Genomic DNA, 21,149 nt, shown 5'->3' on the forward strand with positions numbered 1-21,149 from the left:
GGTGGTGGACGGTCAGGTGGTGAAGAGGCGGGCCGCCGCCCGCTCGTGGGCGGCGCTCATCGTGTCCGCGACGGGAGTGGCGGCGTGCAGGTCGAGCGGGCCGCGCGCGGCCAGGGCGTGCCCGGCGGCCCGTTCGATGGCGCCGGCCGCGCCGTGCAGGGTGGTCTGGGCCTGCCGGAAGTCGAGCCTGCGCAGGCGGACGGCGGCGCTGACCCAGCTCGCGGCGAAGGCGAACAGGTCGCAGGTCACCGCGTCGCCCACCGGCACGCCGAGCCCGGCGTGGGCGGCGCCCATGACGACGGCGTGGTTGCCCGGGGTGGTCCTGGTCTCGACCAGGCCGGCGAGCCGGGCGAGCTCGGGGGTGGCGAAGACCAGGGCCGCCGTCCGCAGGACCTGGTTGCCGGTCCTGGTGGCGGCGGACCGGATCTCGCGGTTGAGCTTGAGGGCGTGCAGCCGCCGGTCCACCTCGATGACCGTGTCCCAGTCGCCCGCCGTCACCGCCCGGTGGGTGAGGACCAGGGCGGTGGCGTCCCCCGGCCCGGCGGAATGGAGGAGTACGTCCTCCAGCAGCGCGCCCACGTCGACCGGCCCGGCCTGCGCGTACGCCTCCAGGCCGTGGGAGAGCGTGTACAGGCCGCTCGGGAAGGCCGAGTCGGTGAGCTGGAGCTGGGCGAGCAGGTTCATGCCAGGAAGAACAACTGGGTCAGCGGCAGTTCCCGTGCCGGTTCGATGGTGGCGTGCTCCCCGTCCACGGTCACCTTGTACGTCTCCGGGTCCACGGTGATCCGGGGCAGCGCCGTGTTGCGGAGCATGTGCCGCTTGTCCACCGTCCGGGTGTGGCGGACCCGGGCGATCATCCGCTGGAGGCCGAGCTTCTCCGGCACCCCGGCGGCGATGGCGGCCTCCGGCAGGAACGTCACGTTGCACTTGCGCTGCGCCATGCCCATCGCGCCGAACATCGGCCGGTAGTAGACGGGCTGCGGGGTGGGCAGCGAGGCGTTCGGATCGCCCATCCGGAACCAGTTGATCAGGCCGCCCTTGACCACGAGGGCCGGTTTGGCGGCGAACGAGGTGAACGGCCACAGCACGATGTCGGCCAGCTTGCCGTCCTCCAAGGAGCCGACGGTCTCGGCGATGCCGGTGGTGCGGGCCGGGTTGATGGTCAGCTTGGCCAGGTAGCGCAGCACCCTGAAGTTGTCGTTGCGCTCGGAGTCCTCGGGCAGCTTGCCGCGCTTGTCCTTGCAGTGGTGCGCCACCTGGAAGGTCCGCGTGAAGGTCTCGCCGATCCGGCCCATCGCCTGGGAGTCGGAGGAGGTCATGCTGATCACGCCCATGTCGTGCAGGACGGTCTCGGCGGCGATGGTCTCCGCCCGCACCCGGCTGTCGGCGAACGCGACGTCCTCGGGGATGTCGTGGCTGAGATGGTGACAGACCATCACCATGTCGAGCAGTTCGTCGACGGAGTCGATCGTGTACGGCAGGGTCGGGTTCGTCGAGGACGGCAGGACGTTGGGCTCGCCGGCGATACGGATCATGTCGGGGGCGTGCCCGCCGCCCGCGCCCTCGCTGTGGAAGGCGTGGATGGCACGGCCGTCGATGGCGCTGATCGTGTCCTCCAGGTAGCCGGCCTCGTTGAGGGTGTCGGCGTGCAGGGACACCTGGACGTCGTACTCGTTGGCCACCCGCAGCGCGCAGTCCACCACCGACGGGGTCGAGCCCCAGTCCTCGTGGACCTTCAGCACGCACGCCCCCGCCTCGATCTGGTCGGCGAGCGGGGCGGGCAGGCTCCCGTTCCCCTTGGCCATGAGCCCGATGTTGATCGGCAGCGCCTCGATGGCCTGGAGCATCCGGCCGATGTTCCACGGGCCGGGCGAGCAGGTCGTGCCGCGCGTGCCGTCGGTGGGACCGGTGCCGCCGGCGATCAGCGTGGTGATGCCGTTGGTCAGCGCGTGCTCGGCCTGCTGGGGCGCGAGCAGGTGGACGTGCGGATCGATGGCGCCCGGAGTTGCGATCATGTTCTCGCCCGCCAGCACCTCCGTACCGGAACCGACGATCAGCCGGCGGTCCACACCGTTCTGGGTGTGCGGGTTGCCCGCCTTGCCGATGCCGACGATCCTGCCGTCCTTGATGCCGATGTCGCCTTTGACGACGCCGAGCACCGGGTCGAGCACGACGACGTTGGTGATCACCAGGTCGAGCGCGATCGTGGTGTTCCTGGAGCCGGGATCGGCCGCCATGCCGTCGCGGGCGGTCTTGCCTCCGCCGTAGACGACCTCGTCCCCGTAGGCGCCCACCGCGTGGTCCTTCTCGATCTCGATCACCAGGTTGGTGTCGGCCAGCCGGATCCTGTCGCCCACGGTCGGGCCGAACATGGCCCCGTACTGCTCGCGGCGCATCGTTCCCATCGACGTCAGCCCTTCTTCCTCTTGGCGGGTGCTTTCTTGGGCTTCGGCTTCTCGGCGGGCTTGCCTTCCGACGGCCGCCGGACGACGGCGGAGGGTTCCGGCTCGTCGGCGTAACCGAGCTCGGCCAGCCGCCGCAGGGCGCGGATCCGGCTGTCCCTGGACCTGAGGCCGCCGTTGAGCAGCCCGGCGAAGCCGACCACGCGCATGCCGCCGCCGTACTCGACGAGGTCGACCCGGTGGGTGTCACCGGGCTCGATGCGCACGGCGGTGCCCGCCGGGATGTCGAGGTGCATGCCGTACGCCTTCTCGCGGTCGAAGCTGAGCGCCCGGTTCGCCTCGAAGAAGTGGAAGTGCGAGCCGACCTGGATGGCCCGGTCCCCGGTGTTGCGCACGGTCAGCGTGACCGTGGCCCGGCCCGCGTTGATCTCGATCGGGCCGTCCGCGTAGATGATCCTGTCGGTGTCCGTCATGGCGAACCGTTTCCTTCGTGCTACGGCGGCGTCAACCGCCGATCGGGTCGTGACAGGAGACGAGCTTGGAACCGTCCTTGAAGGTCGCCTCGATCTGCATCAACTTGAGCATTTCGCGCACCCCGGGCATGACGTCGCCGGTGCCGAGCACATGCTTGCCCAGTTCCATGCACTCGGCGACGGTCTTGCCCTCCCGGGCGCCCTCCAGGATCGCGGCGCTGATCAGGGCCACCGCCTCGCTGTAGTTCAGCTTCAGGCCGCGGTCCCGCCGCTTGGCCGCCAGGTCGGCGACCGCGTAGACGAGCAGCTTGTCGATCTCCCGCGGGGCGAGGTACATGGGTTCTCCTTAGGTGGTGGCGCGCCGGACGCCGGAGAAGATCGGCACCGCCGCCAGGAAGGTCCAGGTGACCAGCACGAACGGCCAGGTGAGGGTGTGCCCGCCGACCGGCCGGAACAGGTCGCTGACGAACGCCGTCAGCACCGTCGCCGCCACCACGCCCACCAGGGCGTACAGCACGCCGAGCGGGGTCGGCGCGACGAACGTGCCGCACAGGGCGATCCCGGTCAGCACGGCGTTGTAGCCGTACAGGCCCGCGCCGATGTCCGCCGCGGCCGCTCCGAGGAGCAGCGCGACCACGATGCCGAGGGCACTGGAGACCAGGGCGGCCAGCGCCACGACGGGGCCGGCGAACAGCAGCCCGATCAGGAAGATCACCCCGACGTAGAACTTGTCCTGGAAGAACACCTGGCCGATGCCGTTGAACAATCCCTGCCACAGGTCGGTGAACGTCACCGTCGCGCCGGGGTGGGCGGCGGACGGCGGGGCGCGCCCGCCCCAGACCCGCGCGAACGCCGGGCCGCCCACCAGCATGATCGTGGTGATCACGCAGAACGGCGCGGTCAGCGTCGACAGGTCATGCGGCGTGAGCAGCGCGTTGAGCGCCGCGGTGAGCACGCCGCCCATGATCGCTCCGAGGATCACCAGCAGCACGGTGACCCACCGCACGTCGAAGTACAGCACCAGCGCGACGCCGATCAAGGTTCCGTTGAATCCTTCGAGCCCGCGGGTCACGCGCTCCCGGGGAACGCCGAAGAACCAGGCGGTGAGTGTGGCCACGGCGGTGCCGAGCAGGCCGAAAGTCCCGAACTGCCAGCCACCGGCGAACAATGCGATGACGAAGCAGATCGCCGTCCGGTAATCGCTTTGCAGATCGACCTGGCTGACACCGCGGAGGATGGCCGGCGGCAGATCGGAGATGGTGGCACGCACGTCCGTCCGCTCCTCTTGATCACGACTGGCCATCGGTGGGAGCGTGCCCGGGGAGATATCCACTCAAGCGTGAAAGGCAATTTATTGGACATTCTTTGCGTGTGACACCGGGGCCGACGCTGAGCCCTGAAAGCGGATATTTACGAGTAAAGGCCCTTGGCCGGCACGGCACGGCCATAGGCGCGCGTCGACGCCCGGCGGTGTACGCCGAACATGGTTCGGCGCCCGGAACCTCCACCTGAGCGCTTCATGAGCGTCGCCCCGATCGGGCCGGCGCCGCCCTTATGGGCACGGCCGAGCCAAGGAAGCGACACGCGGCCCCTGATGGGCGCCCCCGAGGGCCGCGCCCGGCCGCGTCCCAGCGCAGGTGTCCACGGGACGACTCCCGGCGAAACGCCTGGTGGAGCGAGGGTTCTCGTGGTGGCGTGGTAGGGCGGGTGGGACTTGAACCCACGACCGACGGATTATGAGTCCGCTGCTCTGACCGGCTGAGCTACCGCCCCGCAAGGGTGGAGTCTCTCACAAGTTGGCACGCGTGTGAGCCCGGGAAGATATTCACTTTAGCCGGTACCTGGACAAGTTTGGGGAAGACGGGCATCGGCAGGGGCTTCTGGACTCGGAGTGGCAGGGTCAGGGGTTCGATGGCGTCGCCCGGGAAGGTGGCGGTGCGCGTGGATCCGCGGCCGTAGCGCCGGCGCTTCATGCGGACGGTGCTTCGCGGGGCGGGAACCACGAGCGGCCGATATGTCGCGGGCCGCAGTCGCGTGAATGCGCTCGGGTACGCCCGATGGCGCTTCGCCGGGCCGTGCGGCAGCGGTTCTTGGCATGATCACGCGTCGTGGTCGCCTGGAGACATTTCCGGGCAGTGTGTTTCATTGGCCGGGCGGGGAGACGGCGGGCTTCGCGGTTCGTCGAACAAAGCCGGATACTTCTGTTTTTCGGGTTGTTTGGCGGGTTCGACGGGTTTTGTGAAGCGCGAATGAATGTCGGTGCGGGTCTGTAGGGTGCCGGGGTGCTTGGAAATGGGGTGCGGCGGGGCGTCGCGGCGGTGGCCGTCATTGTGCTGCTTCTGGGCTGGACGGCGGTGGGTGCGGCCGTGGTCGGTGACAGCGTGATGTGCTCCATGAGTTCCGTCGGGACGTCCGTCTCCGTGAGTTGCGACGACCCTCAGTCCGAGGCCGAGATACGGGCGCAGGCGTTCACCGCGGAGGAGGCCAGGGCCGCGGGTTGCGAGCCCATCGTCTGGGACGACGACGACCCGGACCGCTCGCCCGGGGCGGACTCCGACTTCGAGGACGATGCGGGGGCGGGGTCGGGGGACGGGGCGGGCGTGGTGATCGATACACAAGCCATGGACGAGCCGTCGTATCTTCCGCGCGTGCCGGACGCGGCCGTGGCGGCGCGGGTCGGGCGGGCGTGGGACCGCATCGAGAGATGGCTGGGCGCGCACGCCTCGGCGACACTGCGCAAGCTGCGGTTCCCCGTCGAACCCGAGCGGGTCGCCCGCTGGGAGGACGACCACGATCGCAGGCTGCCCGACGATCTTTACGCTTCCTACCTGCGGCACGACGGCGCCGACGGCAACCTCGGGGAGGGGTTCCCGTTGCCGCCGTCGTACGGGCTTCTCGGCCTGGCCGAGATCGACTACATCAACTGGGGGCGGTGCCAGGATCTCGTTCTCGAAGGGGTGCGGGAGAACGCCGATCCCGAGCACGGGACATGGCACGGCACCCTGATGCCGGTCGGCAGCGACAGCCACGGAGCGGAACTCTTCGTCGAACCGCGCAGCGGGCGGGTCGGGGAATCGCCGTCGGGCGGGAGCCTTCGGTACGACGGCCCCATGGGCTGGCCGTCCTATGTCGCCATGCTGGAGGAGCTCGCGCGGTCACTGGAAAGCGGTGCGGCGCTGCGCGACTGGTACCCCACCGTCACCTCGGGCTGCGAGCTGCGGTGGGCCGATGAGCCGGCCGAGTCCCTGCCCGGGGGGTGCGCGGGCGGCGCCCGGCCGTCGCCGTCTCCCACACCCACCGTGGCACCGACGCCAGAAAAGCTCTCACCCGCGCAGGCCCGTGCCAGCGGGTGCCTGCCCGGACGCCGTGCTCCCGTCGTCCGCGTGCCGGATCCGGCGGTCACCGCGCGGGTCGCCACGGTCTGGCGGCGTATCGAGCGGTGGCTGGCCCGGAAGGCCCCTGTCACCTACAAGACCCTCACTCCCCCGGCCCGCCCCCTCGACATCGCGAAGGCGGAGGCCGCCATGGGCCTGCGGTTCCCCGACGATCTGCGCGCCTCGCTTCTGCGCCATGACGGCTCGGGAGAATGGGGGTTCGGACCCGCGCCGTTCTATGACCTCATGTCGGCCAAAGACACCCGGGCGGGATGGAAGATGCTCTGCGATTTCCTTCTCGGCGGGCCGGAGGAGATGGTCGGCACCTGGTGGGACGGTCACCTCATCCCGTTCGCCGACGCGCACGACGGGGGCTACCTCTTCATCGACACCCGCACCGGCAAGACGGGCGAGTACTACAACGAGTCCGGGCTGACCTTCGAAGGGGACGACGTCTGGCCGTCATACCTGGCATTACTGAAGGCCACCGCCCGCTCCCTGGAGACCGGCCGGCCTATCCGGGGCTGGCGCCCGACGGTGAAGAAGGGCGAACTCGATTGGAAGAGCACGAGAAACCCCCGCTAGCGACCCGTTGCTCATCCATGAACTCCCCCACCCAGCCCGTACGGCCGGTGCCGCGCCCTCAGTCGAGGGACCGGACACGCCCCACACGGGGATGGGGTTCTGGCTCGCAGCACCACGCATGGTGCTCTGAAGCGTGGTGTGTACGGAAAGCCCGGCAGGCAAGAGTCCGTGCGGAGAACCAGCGGCGCCGTACGGGAAGCTGAACAGGCAGGAGCGTGCGCGAGCGGGTGGGAGTGGGCCGGTGAGTGGTGTGCTTTATGTCGTCGTGTGTGCGGCCGGTGCCGCGTCTGGCGTTGGAGAGTTGGTGGCGCGGGCTCAGGGGGACGGGTGGACGGTTCAGATGGTGGCCACGCCGTCGGCGCTGGACTTCATCGATGTTCCCGCGCTGGAGCGGCAGACCGGCCGTCCGGTGAAGAGTCGTTACCGCACGCCGAATGAGCCGAAGCCGCCCCGGGCCGACGCGATCATCGTCGCGCCCGCCACGTACAACACGGTGAACAAGTTCGCCCAGGGGATCGCCGACACCTACGCCCTGGGCCTTCTCGCCGAGGCTCCCGGACTCGGTATCCCCGTGGTGGTCATGGCCCTCGTGAACTCGGCCCTGGCCCAGCGGGCGCCGTTCCGCAGAAGCGTCGAGGAACTGCGCGCGGAAGGCGTCCACGTGATCCTCGGCCCTGAGGAATCCCCCACCGCCAACGGACCCACCGCCCCTTACCCCTGGCACCTCGCCCTCGCCGCCCTCCGCACGACCGACCCGCGCGCACCTCGGTGAGGTCACCAGACGGCGCGTCCTCATGGTGGTCATGGCCCTCGTGAACTCGGCCCTGGCCCGTCGGACGCCATTTCGCGCCGCGCGATCGTCAGGAGGCGGCAGGCCGTTGGTGATCTCTGTGGGTGGGAGGGTGGGGGCCTCGGTAGGGGAGGGTTCGGGTGTAGACGATGTTGGTGGTGGTGCTGCCGAACTGGGCGAGTTCGTCCACGAGGTGTTCCAGGTGGGGCATGGAGGTGGCGGCGATCTTGAGGGTGTAGCAGTCGTCGCCGGTGGTGCGCAGGCACTCCAGGATCTCGTGGCGCTCTTCCAGCAGGCGGCGCAGGGGCTCGTGCCTGCTGCCGGGGTATTTCAGCCGTACGACGGCCAGGATGGGGAAGCCCGCCTTGGCCAGGTCGACGTCGGCGCGGTAGCCGGTGATGACGCCCGCGGCCTCCAGCCTCCTGACCCGCTCGGTGGTCGCGGAGGCGCCGAGGTTGACCCGGCGGGCCAGTTCGGTGAGAGGGACGCGGCCGTCTCGCTGGAGCTCGACGAGGATGGCCCAGTCGGTCGCGTCGAGATTCTCGGCCATTGGGCGAATATACCGGGACTTTCCCGGTGAATAGGGGTTCCGGCAGGGATGTGCCACTTCCCGGTGATTCGGCCCCTCGATAGCCTTGACCAGTGCGAACAGGCGTCAACGTTCCGAATTTCGGACCCGGTACCAGCCCGGAGGCGCTCCGGCGTTGGGCGCGGACCGTCGAAGGGCTGGGGTTCGACCTGCTGATGGTGTCCGACCATGTCGTGGTGACGCCGGACGTGGCCGCGCAGTACCCCGAGCCGTTCTACGAGCCGTTCACCACCCTGTCCTATCTGGCCGGCGTCACGAGCCGGGTGCTGCTCGGGACCACGGTGCTCGTCGCGCCGTACCGGCACCCGCTGCTGGTCGCCCGCATGGCCGCCAACCTGAACGACCTCAGCGGCGGGCGGTTGGTGCTCGGCGTGGGGGCGGGGTGGGCGCATGAGGAGTTCGAGGCGCTCGGGGCGCCGTTCGAGCGGCGCGGGGCGCTCACGGACGAGCTGCTGCGTACGCTGCGGGAGGCGTGGCGGGAGGAGGGCTACCGTGCCGGACGGATCCCGCTCCTGGTCGGCGGGAACAGCGACGCGGCTTTGCGCCGGGCGGCGCGCCTGGGGGACGCCTGGCATCCATTGCGGTTCACTCTCCCCTGGCTGCGCGAGAAGCTGGGGCGCGTGGACGCGATCCTCGGAGGGGAGCCGGCTCCGGCGCTCGTACCCCGGATCATCCTGCGGATCACCGGCTCGCCCGTGACGGGTCCGGAGCGGCTCGCGGGCGAGGGAACGATCGCGCAGGTACTGGCCGATCTGGAGGAACTACGCGCCCTCGGGGCCGAGACCGTCGTGCTGGACCCGTACACCGGTGACCCGGCGGAGACGGGCACCCCGGAGGTCGCCTGGCAGGCTCTGGCCACCGTGTCCGCCCACCTGTCCCGATGAGCGCCCAAGTACTCAGCCCCCCACCCGCACAGACCGCGCGCCCAGACCGATGACGGCCACAGGATCGGAGGCTCGTCGCGTGGAGATCGTCGCCAGTTCGTCGGGCCAGGAATGGAGTGATGATGACGCAGGATGAGGAGCGGCTGTTGCGAAGGGCCGTGGAGTTGGCCGGGGAGGCGCGGGCGGCGGGGAATCCGCCGTTCGGGTCGCTGCTGGTGGGGGCGGACGGGGAGGTGCTGGCCGAGGAGCGGAACACCTCGCTCTCGGACGGCGATATCACCGCCCACCCCGAGCTGAAGCTGGCGAGGTGGGCGGCGCGCGAGCTGGACCCCGGTACGGCCGCGGCCACGACCATGTACACGAGCTGCCAGCCGTGCGGGATGTGCACCGGCGCGATCGAGCGGTCAGGACTCGGTCGCGTGGTGTTCGCGCTGTCCACCGAGCAGCTCAACTCGCTGAAGCGGCCCGGTGCTCCCGGCTTCCCGCAGGTGCCGCACGACGGGCCGGGCCTGTTCGACGAGGCACGCGTCCCCGTCGACGGCTATTACTGACGGCGTCGAAGGACCGCCGCCGACCGGGTGCCGAAGGGCCGGGCAGGGAAGGGTTGGGAAGGGCCGGGCCCCCGACAGGTCCGGCCCTCCCCCGCTCTACGGCTTCCCGTAATCGATGGACCCTCCCCCAGCCTTTCGGACTTTTCGTCCTAATCCAGGATTCCTTCACTTATTCGGACTTGCAGTCGATATCCCGACTTACCGGGTTCACTCCAGCGTCCTTTCGTCATAGGTGCCATCACACCCGCGCCGACGTGCTCGCGGGACGCGGCGCGGGCGGTGGTGCGGCAGCGGATTCCTCCGGGAGGCCGTGGTGAAGCCACCAGCGGGCCAGGGGCTCGGGGGACCACCAGGCGTGGCGGCCAAGGAGGCGCATGGTGGCCGGGACCAGCAGGCCGCGGACGATCGTGGCGTCGACGAGCAGCGCGATGACCGAGCCGACCCCGATCATCTTGATCACCGTGATGCTGGTGGTGACGAACGCCGCCAGGACGACGCCGAGCAGGAGCGCGGCGGCGGTGATGACGCCCGCGGTGTGCCGGACGCCGAGCGCCACCGACTCGACGGGGTCGCCGGTGCGCAGATACTCCTCGCGGATCCTCGCCAGCATGAACACCTCGTAGTCCATGGCCAGCCCGAACGAGACCGCCCCGATGAGGACGGGCATGTTGGCGTCGAGGAACCCGGGCGCGGTGAAGCCGAGGAGGCCGGACAGGAAGCCGTTCTGGAAGATCAGCACCATCGCGCCGAAGGCGGCCGACAGGGACAACAGGTTCATGACGATCGACTTGAGCGGCAGCGTGACCGACCCGAAGGCCAGGAACATCACCACGAACGTGACCACGACGACGATGAGCAGCATCCAGGGCAGCCCGCGGCCGATCATGTCCAGCATGTCGGCGATGGACGCGGGCCGGTTGGTGAACAGCGCGGTGGCGCCGGCGGGCGGGGGCTCGGCGCGCAGCTTCGCGACGACCTCCCGCATCTCCGCGCCGTAGGAGCTCATGGAGTAGCCGAGCGTGATCCGGGCCAGGTTCCCCGAGGCGCCGGTCACCGCGGCGCGGTCCACTCCGTCGATCCGGCCGAGCCGCCCGGCGAAGTCGGCCAGCGCCGCCTGGGCGCCGGGCGCGGTGGCCGGGCCTGGCATGCGGACCACGGTCGTGACGACCTTGGTCGGGTCGTAGGGGAACTCCTCGGCGAGCTGCCGGGTGGCCGCGGCCCCGTCGACGTCGCCCGGCATCGCCCATTCCCCCGGCCGCGACCAGACGACGCCGAGCAACGGCAGGCCGAGCGTGACGAGCGCGAGCCCGACGGCCAGGACGACGGTGAACGGCCTGCGCATGACGCCGTGCGCGACGCGGTACCAGCGCCGCCCCTGCGGGCGGTCGCCCCGGAGCCATGGCAGCGGCAGGCGCAGCGCGTCGACCCTGCGGCCGATGAGGCGCAGCAGCGCCGGCAGCACGGTGAGCGCGGCGATGACGGCGAACAGGACGACGGCCACGCCGGAGTAGGCGAGCGAGGTGAGGAAGCGGGAGGGAAAGACGACGAGGCCGCCGAGCGTGACGGCCACGGTCAGGCCGGAGACAGCCACCGTGCGGCCGGCGGAGCCCATGGCGCGGGACACCGCGTCGTCGACGGTGCGCCCGGCCGCGAGCTCTTCGCGGAACCGGGTGAGGATGAGCAGCGCGTAGTCGGTGGCGAGGCCGAGGCCGAGGATGACCACGACGTTGATGGCCGCCGTGGACAGGTCGACGATCCCGCCGACCACGCGCAGCACGCTGAGGGAGCCGACGGCGACGACGACCGCGACGGCCAGGGGCAGCGCCGCCGCGACGACCCCGCGGAACACCAGCAGGAGCAGGATGATCAGGAAGGGGAAGGAGATCAGCTCGGCCCGGGACAGGTCGCGGGAGTTGATGGTGTTGAACTGCTCCCCGATGGCGGTGAGCCCGCCGGTGCGCTCGGTCAGGCCGGGGGCGTCGAACAGGCCGGCGATGTTCCGGTACACCACGACCTGTTCCTCTTCCGTGGCCCCGGGGAGCTGGAGGGCGAGGTAGGTCTTGTGCTTGTCGCGGGACACGAAGTCGGCGGAGCCGGTGGACCAGTAGGTCTCCAGCCGCACGTAGGCGTCCTTGGGGACGCGGGCGGCGACCTGCTCGACGGCCTGGCGGAAGCGCGGGTCGTCCACGGTCATGGCCGGGCTCTCGTAGATGACGACGACGTCGGGGACGTGCCGGCCGAGGGTGCCGGCGAGGATGCGGTTGGCCTGGGCGGATTCGCTGCCGGGCGCGTCCAGGCCGGCGCCTCCGCCGAGGATGCCGCCGGCGCCCGAGCCCCACGCGCCGCCGATGACGACGAACAGGACGGCGGCCGCGAGGACCCATAACCGATGTCCGGCGGCGAACCGCCCTAGTTTCGCGAACATTTCATCTCCTCGGAAGCGGACACGCAGCGCCGGTGAGGGGCGGTGCGCCTCGCGGGATGATCGGATGCAACATGAATAGTAGAACTCATCACTATCTATATCTCGGACGAAAAGGCGCCGGCGACGGAACGGGGTGCCACGGGCCCGAACCGCCGCCGGCGCCGGTCTAGAGCGTCACCTCCTGCGGCGGAGGGACGGCCAGGGACGGAGGGCGCCACCCGCCGTCGGCCGGGTTGAGGGTCACGCCGGGCGGCACGTCGCCCATGGCGCCGAGGCGGATGGGGCTGACCTTGAGGCCGGTCCGCCCGAAGGGCCGATACTCCACGTCGATCACCTCCCGCGCCGCCGCAATATGGATCGCAATATGGATATGAGAACTGTCTACTATCTCTTCGCTAGACTGCGCAAGGGGCTCTCAGGGATCGGGCCCGAGGGAGGACCATGCGCATCGCCGAGCTGAGCCGCCGCGCGGACGTACCCGTGCCCACGATCAAGTACTACCTACGCGAGGGCCTCCTCTTCCCGGGCGAGCGCACCAGCCACAACCAGGCCCAGTACACCGAGGCGCACGTCCGCCGCCTCCGGCTGGTCAGGGCCCTCATCGAGGTCGGCGGGCTCAGCGTCGCCGCCACCCGCGAGGTCCTGGCCAAGATGTACGGGCCCGGCATGAGCGTGCTCGACTCGGCGGGCAAGGCGCAGTTCGCCATGGTCACCCCGCGCCCGGTGATCGAGGACGAGGCGTGGGAGGCCGCCACCCGGCACACCGACGAGCTGATCGAGCGGCTCGGCTGGCGGGTCCGCGCCACCAACCCCGCCCGCCAGACCCTCGCATCCGCCCTCGCCACGCTGTTCCGGCTGGGCCAGACCGACCAGCTCAAGCTGCTTGACGGCTACGCGCGGGCGGCGCGGCAGGTGGCCGAGGCCGACCTGGCGCAGCTCCGGCAGGAACACGACCCCGACACGCTGCTGGAGACCGCGGTGATCTGGACGGCGCTCGGCGACGTCGTCTTCAGCGCGCTGCGCAGGTTCGCCCAGGAGGACGCCTCCTACGGAGCCGCGGCCCAGGAGCGCCCGGCTCCGAACGGTACGCCCGAGAAGCCCACCACGCCTTCCGGCCAGGACACGTCCGGCAAGCCCACCGCGCCGTCCGAGGGTCAGGCGGGCCGGAGGCGGTAGAGCTCGTCGGCGGCGGCCATGCAGGAGGTGCCGAGCTCGAAGGACGAGAAGAGGTGCAGGCTCTCGGTGGTCTCGATCTCCAGAAGCTCCCAGCTCAGCCCGTAACGCGCGGTGCGCGCCACGCGGATGCCGGTGACGTCCGGCCACGGCAGCCGCCGGCGCCGGGCGAGCCCGGTCACCACCGTCAGCCCCTGGTCGTCGGCGGCGAGCCGCACCGGCGCCACCACGTCGTGCAGGGCGAACCCGCCGAGCAGCAGCGCGCCGCCCGCGCAGAGGATCAGGGCGCGGACGTCCCCGGCGACGACGCCGAGCACGCAGAACGCCGCCGCGGCCGTCCACTTGAGGATGGTGAAATCACGCCGGACCCTCCACTGCCGGGCCTGCCGGGATATGCCGGTCATACCCCGTACGCTACCGCCCGGGCTCCGGCGCGGGCGGCTTCTCCCCCGCGCCGTCCCCCGGCCCGGCTCCGTCCTTGGCTTCGCTCCCGTCTCGGTCCTTGGCCCCGTCCTTGGCTTCGTCCTCGTCCGGGATCTTGCGGGTGTCGCGCGGCTCCATGTACGGCTCCTCGCCGGCGGGGTGGCCGGTGGCGATGGCCCGCCCCCTGGCCAGTTCCGCGTCGAACTCCACGCCGAGCAGCACGGCGATGTTGGTGATCCACAGCCAGACCAGGAAGACGATGACCCCGGCCAGCGCGGCGTAGGTCTTGCTGTAGGAGGCGAAGTTGGCGACGTAGAAGCCGAACGCGGCCGAGGCCGCGATCCACAGCACGACGGCCAGCGTGCTGCCGGGCGTGATCCAGCGCAGCCCCGGCTGGCTGACGTTCGGCGCCGCCCAGTAGAGCAGGGCCAGGACCGCCATGACGACGAGCACGAGCACCGGCCACTTGGCGACGCCCCACACCGTGACCGCGGTGTCCCCGAGGCCCAGCAGCCGCCCGGCCTGCTCGGCGAGCCCGCCGGTGAAGACCACCGCCACCGCGCCCACCGCCATCAGGACGACCAGGACGGCGGTGATGGCCAGGCGCAGCGGCAGCGTCTTCCAGATCGGGCGCCCTTCCGGCATCTCGTACATGACGTTGGACGCGCGCATGAACGCCCCGACGTACCCCGAGGCGGACCACAGCGCGACCGCGATGCCGATGATCGTGGTGATGCCCGCGGCGCGCGGGCTGTCCTGCAGGGCGCGCAGCACGCCGTCGATGATCTCCCGGGCCGGGCCGGGGGCGACCGCCGCGAGGTTGTCCACCAGCGGCCGGGTCGCGGACTCGCCGAACAGGCCGAGCAGGGAGACCGCGGCGAGCAGCGCCGGGAACATCGACAGGACCGCGTAGTAGGTGAGCGCGGCCGCCCAGTCGGTGACCTTGTCCTCCTGGAACTCCTTCACGGTGCGCTTCAGCACCGATCGCCAGGAGCGTCCCGACAGGTCGAAGGGCCCTCGCGGCGCGCGGGCCGACACCTTCGCCCGCGCCACGTCGTGTGTAGCCATGCAATGCACCACTTTCGCAAGAAACGCCGTTCCCGGCCGCTTCCCGGGCCTCCCTGCGCCAAACGCCGCCCGGCACGACGACGCCGCCGCCCCGGGAAGGGCGGCGGCGTCCGGCGTGCCCGCGGATGGGATGTCGCGGCGCGCCGAGACGCGCCGGACGTGCCCGTGTCCTTACGGGGTATGGCGCTCGTTGGGCACGCAGTGCGTCATCGACAGCCCCGTCACGTCGCGCGGGCCGTTCTTGCCGAGGTTGGACAGCCGCTTGCGGTCCTCCTCGGTCAGGTCCTGGCTCGCCAGCGGCTCCAGGTGGGCGACGTCCTCCGGCGCGATGCCGAGGCCCTCCCCCACGCGCAGGCCGAGCTCGTCCTCGACCAGCAGCAGGTGCCACACCATGCGCTCCTGTATCGGCCGCGCGCACTGCGAGAGCAGCGTGACGAAGTTGCGGACGAGGTCGTCGCGCTCCCACTGCTCCATCAGCAGGTAGCGCTGCCCGGCCTGCAGGTAGTCGTTGGCGCGCGGGATGCGCTTACGCGTGAGCCGCCCGGTGATGACCGGCCCCTGCTCGTCCTCGGTCGGGTACTGATCCTCCCGCAGCCCTCCGGTGATGGAGGGCTCGTAGTTGACGTGCGGGTTCTCGCCCTCCCCGTCCACGTGGTAGGTCATCTGGCCGTCGCGCTGGTTGGTGCGCACCTCGGCGTTCTTCGCCTGGTTCACCGGGAGCTGGAGGTAGTTCGGCCCGACGCGGTAGCGCTGGGTGTCGCTGTAGGAGAACGTGCGCCCGACGAGCATCTTGTCGTCGGAGAAGTCCAGCCCGTCGATCAGCACGCCCGTGCCGAACGCGATCTGCTCGTTCTCGGCGAAGAAGTTCCGCACGTTGCTGTCCAGGACCAGCCGGCCGACCGGCAGCGCGGGAAACTCGTTCTCCGGCCACACCTTGGTGTCGTCGAGCGGGTCGAAGTCGAGTTCCGGGTGCTCCTCGTCGGTCATGATCTGCACGCGCAGCTCCCACTCGGGGTGGTCGCCGCGGTCGATCGCGTCCTGGAGGTCCTTGGTGGCGTGCCCGAGGTCGCCCGCCTGGACGGCCGCGGCGTCCTCCTCGGTCATGCTCCTGACGCCCTGCTTGGGGATCCAGTGGTACTTGACCAGGTGCGTCTCCCCGCGCTCGTTCACCCACTTGTAGGTGTTCACGCCGAACCCCTGCATGTGGCGGTAGTCGGCGGGGATGCCGCGCGGGCTGAACAGGTTGACCAGCATGTGCATGCACTCGGGCGTCTGCGACATGAAGTCGAAGATCCGGTTCGGCTCCTGGCGGAAGGTCACCGGGTCGGGCTTCAGCGCATGGATGACGTCGGGGAACTTGATGGCGTCCCGGATGAAGAACACCGCGAGGTTGTTGCCGACCAGGTCCCAGTTGCCGTCCTCGGTGTAGAACTTGACGGCGAAGCCGCGCGGGTCGCGGGCGGCCTCGGAGGAGTCACGCCCGCCGATGACCGTCGAGAACCGCACCGCCACGTCGGTGCGCTTGCCCGGGCCGCGGAACGGCGCGGCGCGGGTGTAGCGGGCGATCGGCTCGTCCCCGAGGTGGCCGGTCGCCTCGAAGAACCCGTACGCCGTGACGCCGCGCGCGTGCACGACGCGCTCGGGGATGCGCTCGCGGTCGAAGTGGCTGATCTTCTCCAGGAACTGGTAGTTCTCCAGCGTGGCCGGGCCACGCGCGCCGACCGTCCGCTGGTTCTGGTTGTCGTAGATGCGGTGGCCCTGCCGGTTGGTCAGCACCGGGCGATCGTCGCCGGATCGCGGTCCGATGCTCGACACGTCCGTCATGACGACGGCTCCCTCCTGTGACGGTCACGGTCTGCGATCCCTATCCGGGATGACGCACGTCAAAGCTCAAGGGCGCGTCAAATGTCCCTGACGTGATGGATGTCACGTCAGATCCAAGCACTCCCGCGACGTGGTGATCTCGGCGCGCATGTTGCGCCTCATCATCGTCAGCGCGGCCTCGGCGAGGTCGGGGTGGATGTGGGCCACGCAGTCCTCCGGGACGCGGACCGCGTAGTGGCGGACGTAGGCGTCCAGCGCGGTGTAGAGGACGCACTGCTCGGTGACCTGCCCGGTGAGCAGCACGGTCTCCACCCGGCGCTGGGCCAGCAGGTACTCCAGCGGGGTGCCGAAGAAGGCGCTGTGCCGCACCTTGGGCAGGAACGCGCAGCCCGGCGGCGGCAGCAGCGGCTCCACCAGGTCGGGCCTGCGGCCCTTGCGGGCGCGGTCCTCGATCTCCTCCCGGGTCGCGGTGAAGTCCCCGTAGTTGTCGTTGACGTAGATCAGCTCGATGTCGTCCCGCTCGTGGGCGCGCCGGACCAGCCGGGCCAGCGGCGGCACCACCCGTTCCGCCGACTTCTCCAGCAGTTCGACGTCCTCGTGCGTATATGGGCTGAGCATGTCGATCACGATGAGCGCGGTGGTTCCCATGGTCCCCCCATGCCCACCGCGCTCCGTGGGACGCCTCAGGCGGGACGGACCGCCGGGACGCGGCGGCGGGCCGGACGCCAGGTGGCGACCATGGCCAGGGCCAGCAGCAGCTCGGCCGCGTCCCCGCCGTAGTACATGATCTCGGCGGCGCCGCGCAGCTGCGCCGCGGGGACGGCCAGCGGCAGCAGGCCCGCGTACATGAGCTGCGCCACCGTGGCGTGCGCGGCCACGGCCACGCCGAGCACGACGAGCCGGTGCGGGACCGACGGCCTGCGCGGCCCGGGGTCAGGGCCGGCGATCGCCCAGGCGAACAGGCATCCGGACAGCAGGAAGTGCGCGTGCAGCAGGTGGTGGAGGATCGGATACGCCGCGACGGCCTCGTACAGCGGCGTGGCGTACAGCGCCGCCATGCCGCCCACGCTGAGCGCGAGCGCCACCCAGGGGCCGGCCAGGACGTGCGCGACCCGGCCGCGCAGCACGCGGCCCACCGCCCGCGCGCCCCGGGGCGGCAGCGACCGCAGCAGCAGCGTGACCGGCGCGCCGAGCACCAGCCCGAGCGGGGCCAGCATGCCGACCAGCAGGTGCTGGAGCATGTGCCCGCGGAAGTCGTGCGCGGCGAACGTGGACACCGGGGGCAGCAGGCCGGCCGCCAGCAGCGCGGCCCCCGCGGCGAAGCTCGCCGTCCTGAGCCCGCTCCAGCCGCGCGGCTCCGCGCGGCGCGCCACGGCCGCCGTGACGTAGAGGCCGGCCATCGCGATGACCAGGGCGGCGGCGGCCGTCGTCCACCCGTCGCCGCCGTGATGCGTCCCGTGCACGGGGCTCACGCCTCCAGCACGGAGTCGCGCTCCAGCCCGGGCGGGTCCGCGCACAGGTCCAGCGGGGGCGCGCCGCGCTGGAGCGCGAGCCCTCCGGCGACGAGCAGCGCGCCGAGGACCAGGAACCCGATGTCCCACCACGTCTGATAGGGGCCGCCGCGGACGTGGTGGATGCCGAGCAGGTGGTGATCGGCGACGCCCTCGACCAGGTTGAACAGGCCCCAGCCGACCAGGCCCCACCCCCACAGCGCCCGCGACCGCCACACCCGCCCGCGTGAGTGCGTGACCCGCGAGTACAGCAGGCCGAGGCCGGCCAGCACGGCGATCCAGGTGACCACGTGGAACAGCCCGTCCCACAGCGTGTTCATCTCCAGGCCGGACACGGTGTGGGGCGAGTAGTACCTCACTCCAATGTTGTCGGTGTCGGTGCTGCTCAGCATGTGGTGCCACTGGAGCACCTGGTGCAGCACGATGCCGTCCACGAAGCCGCCCATCCCCACGCCGAGGACGATCCCGGGCAGCGCGAGCTCCCGTCGTCCCGCGGTGTCCGTCACCATGGTCCCTCCCTGCAGGGCCCGTAGGGGGGCGCGATCCCCATTGACCGCGCCGCCGCCACTCGGACCGTGCCCGGCGGGAGCGTCGGCTAAGCGACGCGATTATTCGGACCGGGAGGGGTCTGGACGGCGCCCGCAGAGTGCTGTCCAGATCGCCAGCGGGGTGACGGGCGTCGCCGTGATCGCGTCCGCGATCTCGGGGAGCGCCGCCGCGACGGCGTTGCCCACCGCGGCGGGCGGGCTCACCGTCCCGGCCTCCCCCACCCCCTTCATGCCGCCCGGCGTGCGCGGCGAGGGCGTGACCAGGAGGCGGACCTCGACGGCGGGCACCTCGCGCGTGGTGGGCGGCAGGTACTCGGCGGGCGGCCCGCCCTCTTCTGCGTAGGCGACCTCCTCGGTCAGCGCCATGCCGATCCCCTGGGCGACGCCGCCGCGGAGCTGCCCCTCGACGATCGCCGGGTTGACCACGACGCCGCAGTCGTTGACCACCCAGTACCCCTCCACCTCCACGGCCCCGGTCTCGGGGTCCACGGCGACGGCGGCGGCGTGCGCGCCGTAGGCGTAGACGTAGCCCGGCGGGTCGTAGGTGGCCCGTTCCTCCAGGCCGGGCGCGACGCCCTCGGGCAGGTCCCAGCCGCGCCAGGCCGAGGCGGCGACCTCGCGCAGCGTGACGTGCGCCACCGGGTCGCCCTTGACGCGCACCGCGCCGCCGACGATCTCGAGGTCCTCGGCGGCGACCTCCAGCCGGTCGGCGGCGATGGTCACGATCTTGTCGCGCAGGCGCTCCGCCGCGCGGATCAGCGCGCCGCCGCCGACGGTCAGCGAGCGGCTGGCGATGGACCCGATGGAGGAGTACGGCGTGACGGCGGTGTCGCCGAGCAGCACCCGCACGCTCTCCAGCGGCACGCCGACCTCGTCGGCGGCGAGCTGGGCGAGGGTCGTCTCGATGCCCTGCCCCATGCCCGCGACCCCGCTGGACACGACGAGCGAGGCGTCCGGCTCCAGGCGCAGCACCGCCGTCTCGAAGCCGCCCGCCTGGATGCCCGCCGCCTTCATCTCCATCGACGGCCCCATGCCGGTCGCCTCGACGTGGAAGGAGTACCCGACCGCGCGCCTGCGCCCGTCCTGGGGCCGGGGCGGCGCGCCGTCCACCAGGTCGCGCAGCTCCCGCAGCGCGCGGGGATAGTCGCCCGAGTCGTACACCTGGCCGGTCCTGGTGGGGAACGGCATGTCGGAGGGGCGGACCAGGTTGCGCAGCCGCAGCTCGACCGGGTCCAGGCCGAGCCGCCGCGCGGCCTCGTCCACCAGGCGCTCGCGGGTGAACGTCGCCTCCGGCTGGCCGAACCCGCGGTAGGAGCCGGTGGGCGTGGTGGTCGTGACGACGCCGCGCACCCGCGCCCCCACCCGCCCGATCCGGTACGGGCCGGGCAGCGTCACGGCCGAGACCGCGATCGGCGAGATGCCGACGTTGGACGGGTGCGCGCCGAGGTCGCCGAGGACGTCGCAGTGCAGCGCGACGAAGCGGCCGTCGTCGTCCAGGGCCAGCCGGGCGCGGTGGACGGCGTCGCGGGCGGGCAGGCTGGCCGTCAGGTGGTCGGTCCGCGACTCGACCCACCGCACGGGACGGCCGAGGCGGATCGCGGCCAGGCAGATCAGCGCCTCGTCGGGGTAGAGGTGCTCCTTGCCGCCGAAGCCGCCGCCGACGTCCCCGCCGATCACCCGCACCTTGTCGAAGGACAGGCCGAGCGCCTCGGCGGCGTGGTCGCGCATGTGGTGCGGGGCCTGCGTGGCGGCACGCACGGTGAGCGCGCCGTCCTCGAAGGAGGCCACCAGGCCGCGCGGCTCCACGGGGCTCGGCGCGGCGCGGCCGATCCGGAAGGTCATCTCGACGACGTGCGCGGCCCCGGCGATGGCGTCCTCGCAGTCGGGGTCGCCGAGCGGGAAGTCGGTGACCAGGTTGGTCCCCCACTCCGGGTACAGCAGCGGGGCGTCGGCGTCCAGCGCCCGGTCGACGCCGACGACGGCGGGCAGCTCGTCGAAGCGCAGGTCCACCAGGGCCGCGGCGTCGTGCGCCTCGGCCTCGGTGGCGGCGACCACGACCACGACCGGCTGCCCGGCGTACCGGACGACCTCGTCGGCCACCGGGTAGGACGTCAGCGGCTGGCCGGGGGCGAGCGTGACGCAGGGCAGGCGGACGTGGGCCGCGTCCGGCGGGGTGATCACGTCGAGCACCCCGGGAGCGGCCCTGGCGGCGGCGACGTCGCAGCGCGTCAGCCGGCCGTGCGCCACCGGGCTGCGCGCCACCACCGCGTGCGCCATGCCGTGGAGGCGGACGTTCGCGATGAACCGCCCTCCCCCGGTGAGTAATCGGGCGTCCTCGCGGCGCGGAGTAGGGGCACCGACGTACGGAGGGCGGTCAGGCATACGCCGATTCTGAACGCCGCGCCCTCGTGAGCCAAGGAGGCTCCCCGTCCCGTCGCCTCCCGCCGGATGGTTCGGCCGGTCGTCACACCGGTCGCGGCGGGGTCTCCGGAGGTACGATCCGGACGTGGCTTCGCACGGAACTTGACC

20 protein-coding genes and 1 tRNA gene are annotated in these 21,149 nt (G+C 71.4%); 5 read left to right on the forward strand and 16 right to left on the reverse strand.

The genetic code is table 11. The features are described 5' to 3' along the window. Window positions 1-12: 12 nt before the first annotated feature. The 6 genes from BJ982_RS32950 to BJ982_RS32975 all read right to left on the reverse strand — a co-directional run bounded on the left by BJ982_RS32950 (window position 13) and on the right by BJ982_RS32975 (window position 4,648). Window positions 13-684: an urease accessory protein UreF gene (locus tag BJ982_RS32950; RefSeq protein WP_184886552.1), complete on the reverse strand. Its 672-nt coding sequence runs from the start codon at window positions 682-684 to the stop codon at window positions 13-15. Beyond that, window positions 681-2,405, reverse strand: a complete 1,725-nt coding sequence (gene ureC / locus BJ982_RS32955) for an urease subunit alpha (protein ID WP_184886553.1) — start codon at window positions 2,403-2,405, stop codon at window positions 681-683. The genes BJ982_RS32950 and ureC overlap by 4 nt, the downstream gene beginning before the upstream one ends. A gap of 5 nt (window positions 2,406-2,410) precedes the next feature. Continuing rightward, window positions 2,411-2,875 (reverse strand): urease subunit beta, encoded by a 465-nt coding sequence (locus BJ982_RS32960; RefSeq protein ID WP_184886556.1) that lies wholly within the window; start codon window positions 2,873-2,875, stop codon window positions 2,411-2,413. A 31-nt stretch (window positions 2,876-2,906) separates the two neighbouring features. Next, a complete protein-coding gene (locus tag BJ982_RS32965) occupies window positions 2,907-3,212 on the reverse strand; it encodes an urease subunit gamma (RefSeq protein ID WP_184886558.1) in 306 nt (101 codons plus the stop codon). 9 nt (window positions 3,213-3,221) lie between these two features. Next, a complete protein-coding gene (locus tag BJ982_RS32970; protein ID WP_184886560.1) occupies window positions 3,222-4,178 on the reverse strand; it encodes an urea transporter in 957 nt (318 codons plus the stop codon). Between the two features lie 393 nt (window positions 4,179-4,571). Then, window positions 4,572-4,648: transfer RNA gene (locus BJ982_RS32975), tRNA-Ile, on the reverse strand. A gap of 620 nt (window positions 4,649-5,268) precedes the next feature. Between BJ982_RS32975 and BJ982_RS32980 the strand changes: the two genes are divergently transcribed. Both BJ982_RS32980 and BJ982_RS32985 read left to right on the forward strand, forming a co-directional pair. Then, window positions 5,269-6,834 (forward strand): SMI1/KNR4 family protein, encoded by a 1,566-nt coding sequence (locus tag BJ982_RS32980; protein WP_184886562.1) that lies wholly within the window; start codon window positions 5,269-5,271, stop codon window positions 6,832-6,834. A gap of 265 nt (window positions 6,835-7,099) precedes the next feature. After that, complete coding sequence (locus tag BJ982_RS32985; protein ID WP_239122879.1) at window positions 7,100-7,606, forward strand: flavoprotein; 507 nt, start codon at window positions 7,100-7,102, stop codon at window positions 7,604-7,606. 88 nt (window positions 7,607-7,694) lie between these two features. Here BJ982_RS32985 and BJ982_RS32990 read toward each other — a convergent pair whose 3' ends face one another. Further along, complete coding sequence (locus tag BJ982_RS32990; protein WP_184886566.1) at window positions 7,695-8,174, reverse strand: Lrp/AsnC family transcriptional regulator; 480 nt, start codon at window positions 8,172-8,174, stop codon at window positions 7,695-7,697. Window positions 8,175-8,266: 92 nt separating this feature from the next. On the opposite strand from BJ982_RS32990, the gene BJ982_RS32995 reads away from it, so the two are divergent. After that, window positions 8,267-9,097: an LLM class flavin-dependent oxidoreductase gene (locus BJ982_RS32995; RefSeq protein ID WP_184886569.1), complete on the forward strand. Its 831-nt coding sequence runs from the start codon at window positions 8,267-8,269 to the stop codon at window positions 9,095-9,097. Window positions 9,098-9,216: 119 nt separating this feature from the next. Beyond that, on the forward strand, window positions 9,217-9,648 hold the full coding sequence (locus tag BJ982_RS33000) for a nucleoside deaminase (protein WP_239122864.1): 432 nt from the start codon (window positions 9,217-9,219) through the stop codon (window positions 9,646-9,648). A 238-nt stretch (window positions 9,649-9,886) separates the two neighbouring features. On the opposite strand, the gene BJ982_RS33005 is transcribed toward BJ982_RS33000, so the two are convergent. Next, the gene (locus BJ982_RS33005) at window positions 9,887-12,073 is read right to left on the reverse strand and encodes an MMPL family transporter (protein WP_184886571.1); all 2,187 of its coding nucleotides are present in this window, start codon (window positions 12,071-12,073) and stop codon (window positions 9,887-9,889) included. Between the two features lie 166 nt (window positions 12,074-12,239). After that, a complete protein-coding gene (locus BJ982_RS33010; RefSeq protein WP_184886573.1) occupies window positions 12,240-12,398 on the reverse strand; it encodes a hypothetical protein in 159 nt (52 codons plus the stop codon). Window positions 12,399-12,514: 116 nt separating this feature from the next. On the opposite strand from BJ982_RS33010, the gene BJ982_RS33015 reads away from it, so the two are divergent. Next, a complete protein-coding gene (locus BJ982_RS33015; protein WP_184886575.1) occupies window positions 12,515-13,249 on the forward strand; it encodes a MerR family transcriptional regulator in 735 nt (244 codons plus the stop codon). Here the strand turns inward: BJ982_RS33015 and BJ982_RS33020 are convergent. The 7 genes from BJ982_RS33020 to BJ982_RS33050 all read right to left on the reverse strand — a co-directional run bounded on the left by BJ982_RS33020 (window position 13,228) and on the right by BJ982_RS33050 (window position 21,002). Beyond that, the gene (locus BJ982_RS33020) at window positions 13,228-13,650 is read right to left on the reverse strand and encodes a PH domain-containing protein (protein WP_184886577.1); all 423 of its coding nucleotides are present in this window, start codon (window positions 13,648-13,650) and stop codon (window positions 13,228-13,230) included. The two genes, BJ982_RS33015 and BJ982_RS33020, sit on opposite strands and share 22 nt — an antisense overlap. A 10-nt stretch (window positions 13,651-13,660) precedes the next feature. Next, complete coding sequence (locus BJ982_RS33025) at window positions 13,661-14,737, reverse strand: YihY/virulence factor BrkB family protein (protein ID WP_184886579.1); 1,077 nt, start codon at window positions 14,735-14,737, stop codon at window positions 13,661-13,663. Between the two features lie 171 nt (window positions 14,738-14,908). Beyond that, window positions 14,909-16,561 carry a catalase gene (locus BJ982_RS33030; RefSeq protein ID WP_184886581.1) on the reverse strand — a complete coding sequence of 551 codons (1,653 nt, stop codon included), beginning with the start codon at window positions 16,559-16,561 and terminating at the stop codon, window positions 14,909-14,911. A gap of 102 nt (window positions 16,562-16,663) precedes the next feature. After that, window positions 16,664-17,209 (reverse strand): cysteine hydrolase family protein, encoded by a 546-nt coding sequence (locus BJ982_RS33035; protein WP_184886583.1) that lies wholly within the window; start codon window positions 17,207-17,209, stop codon window positions 16,664-16,666. 35 nt (window positions 17,210-17,244) lie between these two features. Further along, window positions 17,245-18,033: a cytochrome c oxidase assembly protein gene (locus BJ982_RS33040; protein ID WP_239122865.1), complete on the reverse strand. Its 789-nt coding sequence runs from the start codon at window positions 18,031-18,033 to the stop codon at window positions 17,245-17,247. Then, window positions 18,030-18,581: a DUF2243 domain-containing protein gene (locus BJ982_RS33045; RefSeq protein WP_184886585.1), complete on the reverse strand. Its 552-nt coding sequence runs from the start codon at window positions 18,579-18,581 to the stop codon at window positions 18,030-18,032. The genes BJ982_RS33040 and BJ982_RS33045 overlap by 4 nt, the downstream gene beginning before the upstream one ends. 99 nt (window positions 18,582-18,680) lie before the next feature. Then, window positions 18,681-21,002: a xanthine dehydrogenase family protein molybdopterin-binding subunit gene (locus BJ982_RS33050; protein ID WP_184886587.1), complete on the reverse strand. Its 2,322-nt coding sequence runs from the start codon at window positions 21,000-21,002 to the stop codon at window positions 18,681-18,683. Window positions 21,003-21,149 lie beyond the last annotated feature (147 nt).

Origin of the sequence: Sphaerisporangium siamense, from assembly GCF_014205275.1 — a bacterium.
Taxonomy (GTDB): Bacteria; Actinomycetota; Actinomycetes; order Streptosporangiales; family Streptosporangiaceae; genus Sphaerisporangium; species Sphaerisporangium siamense.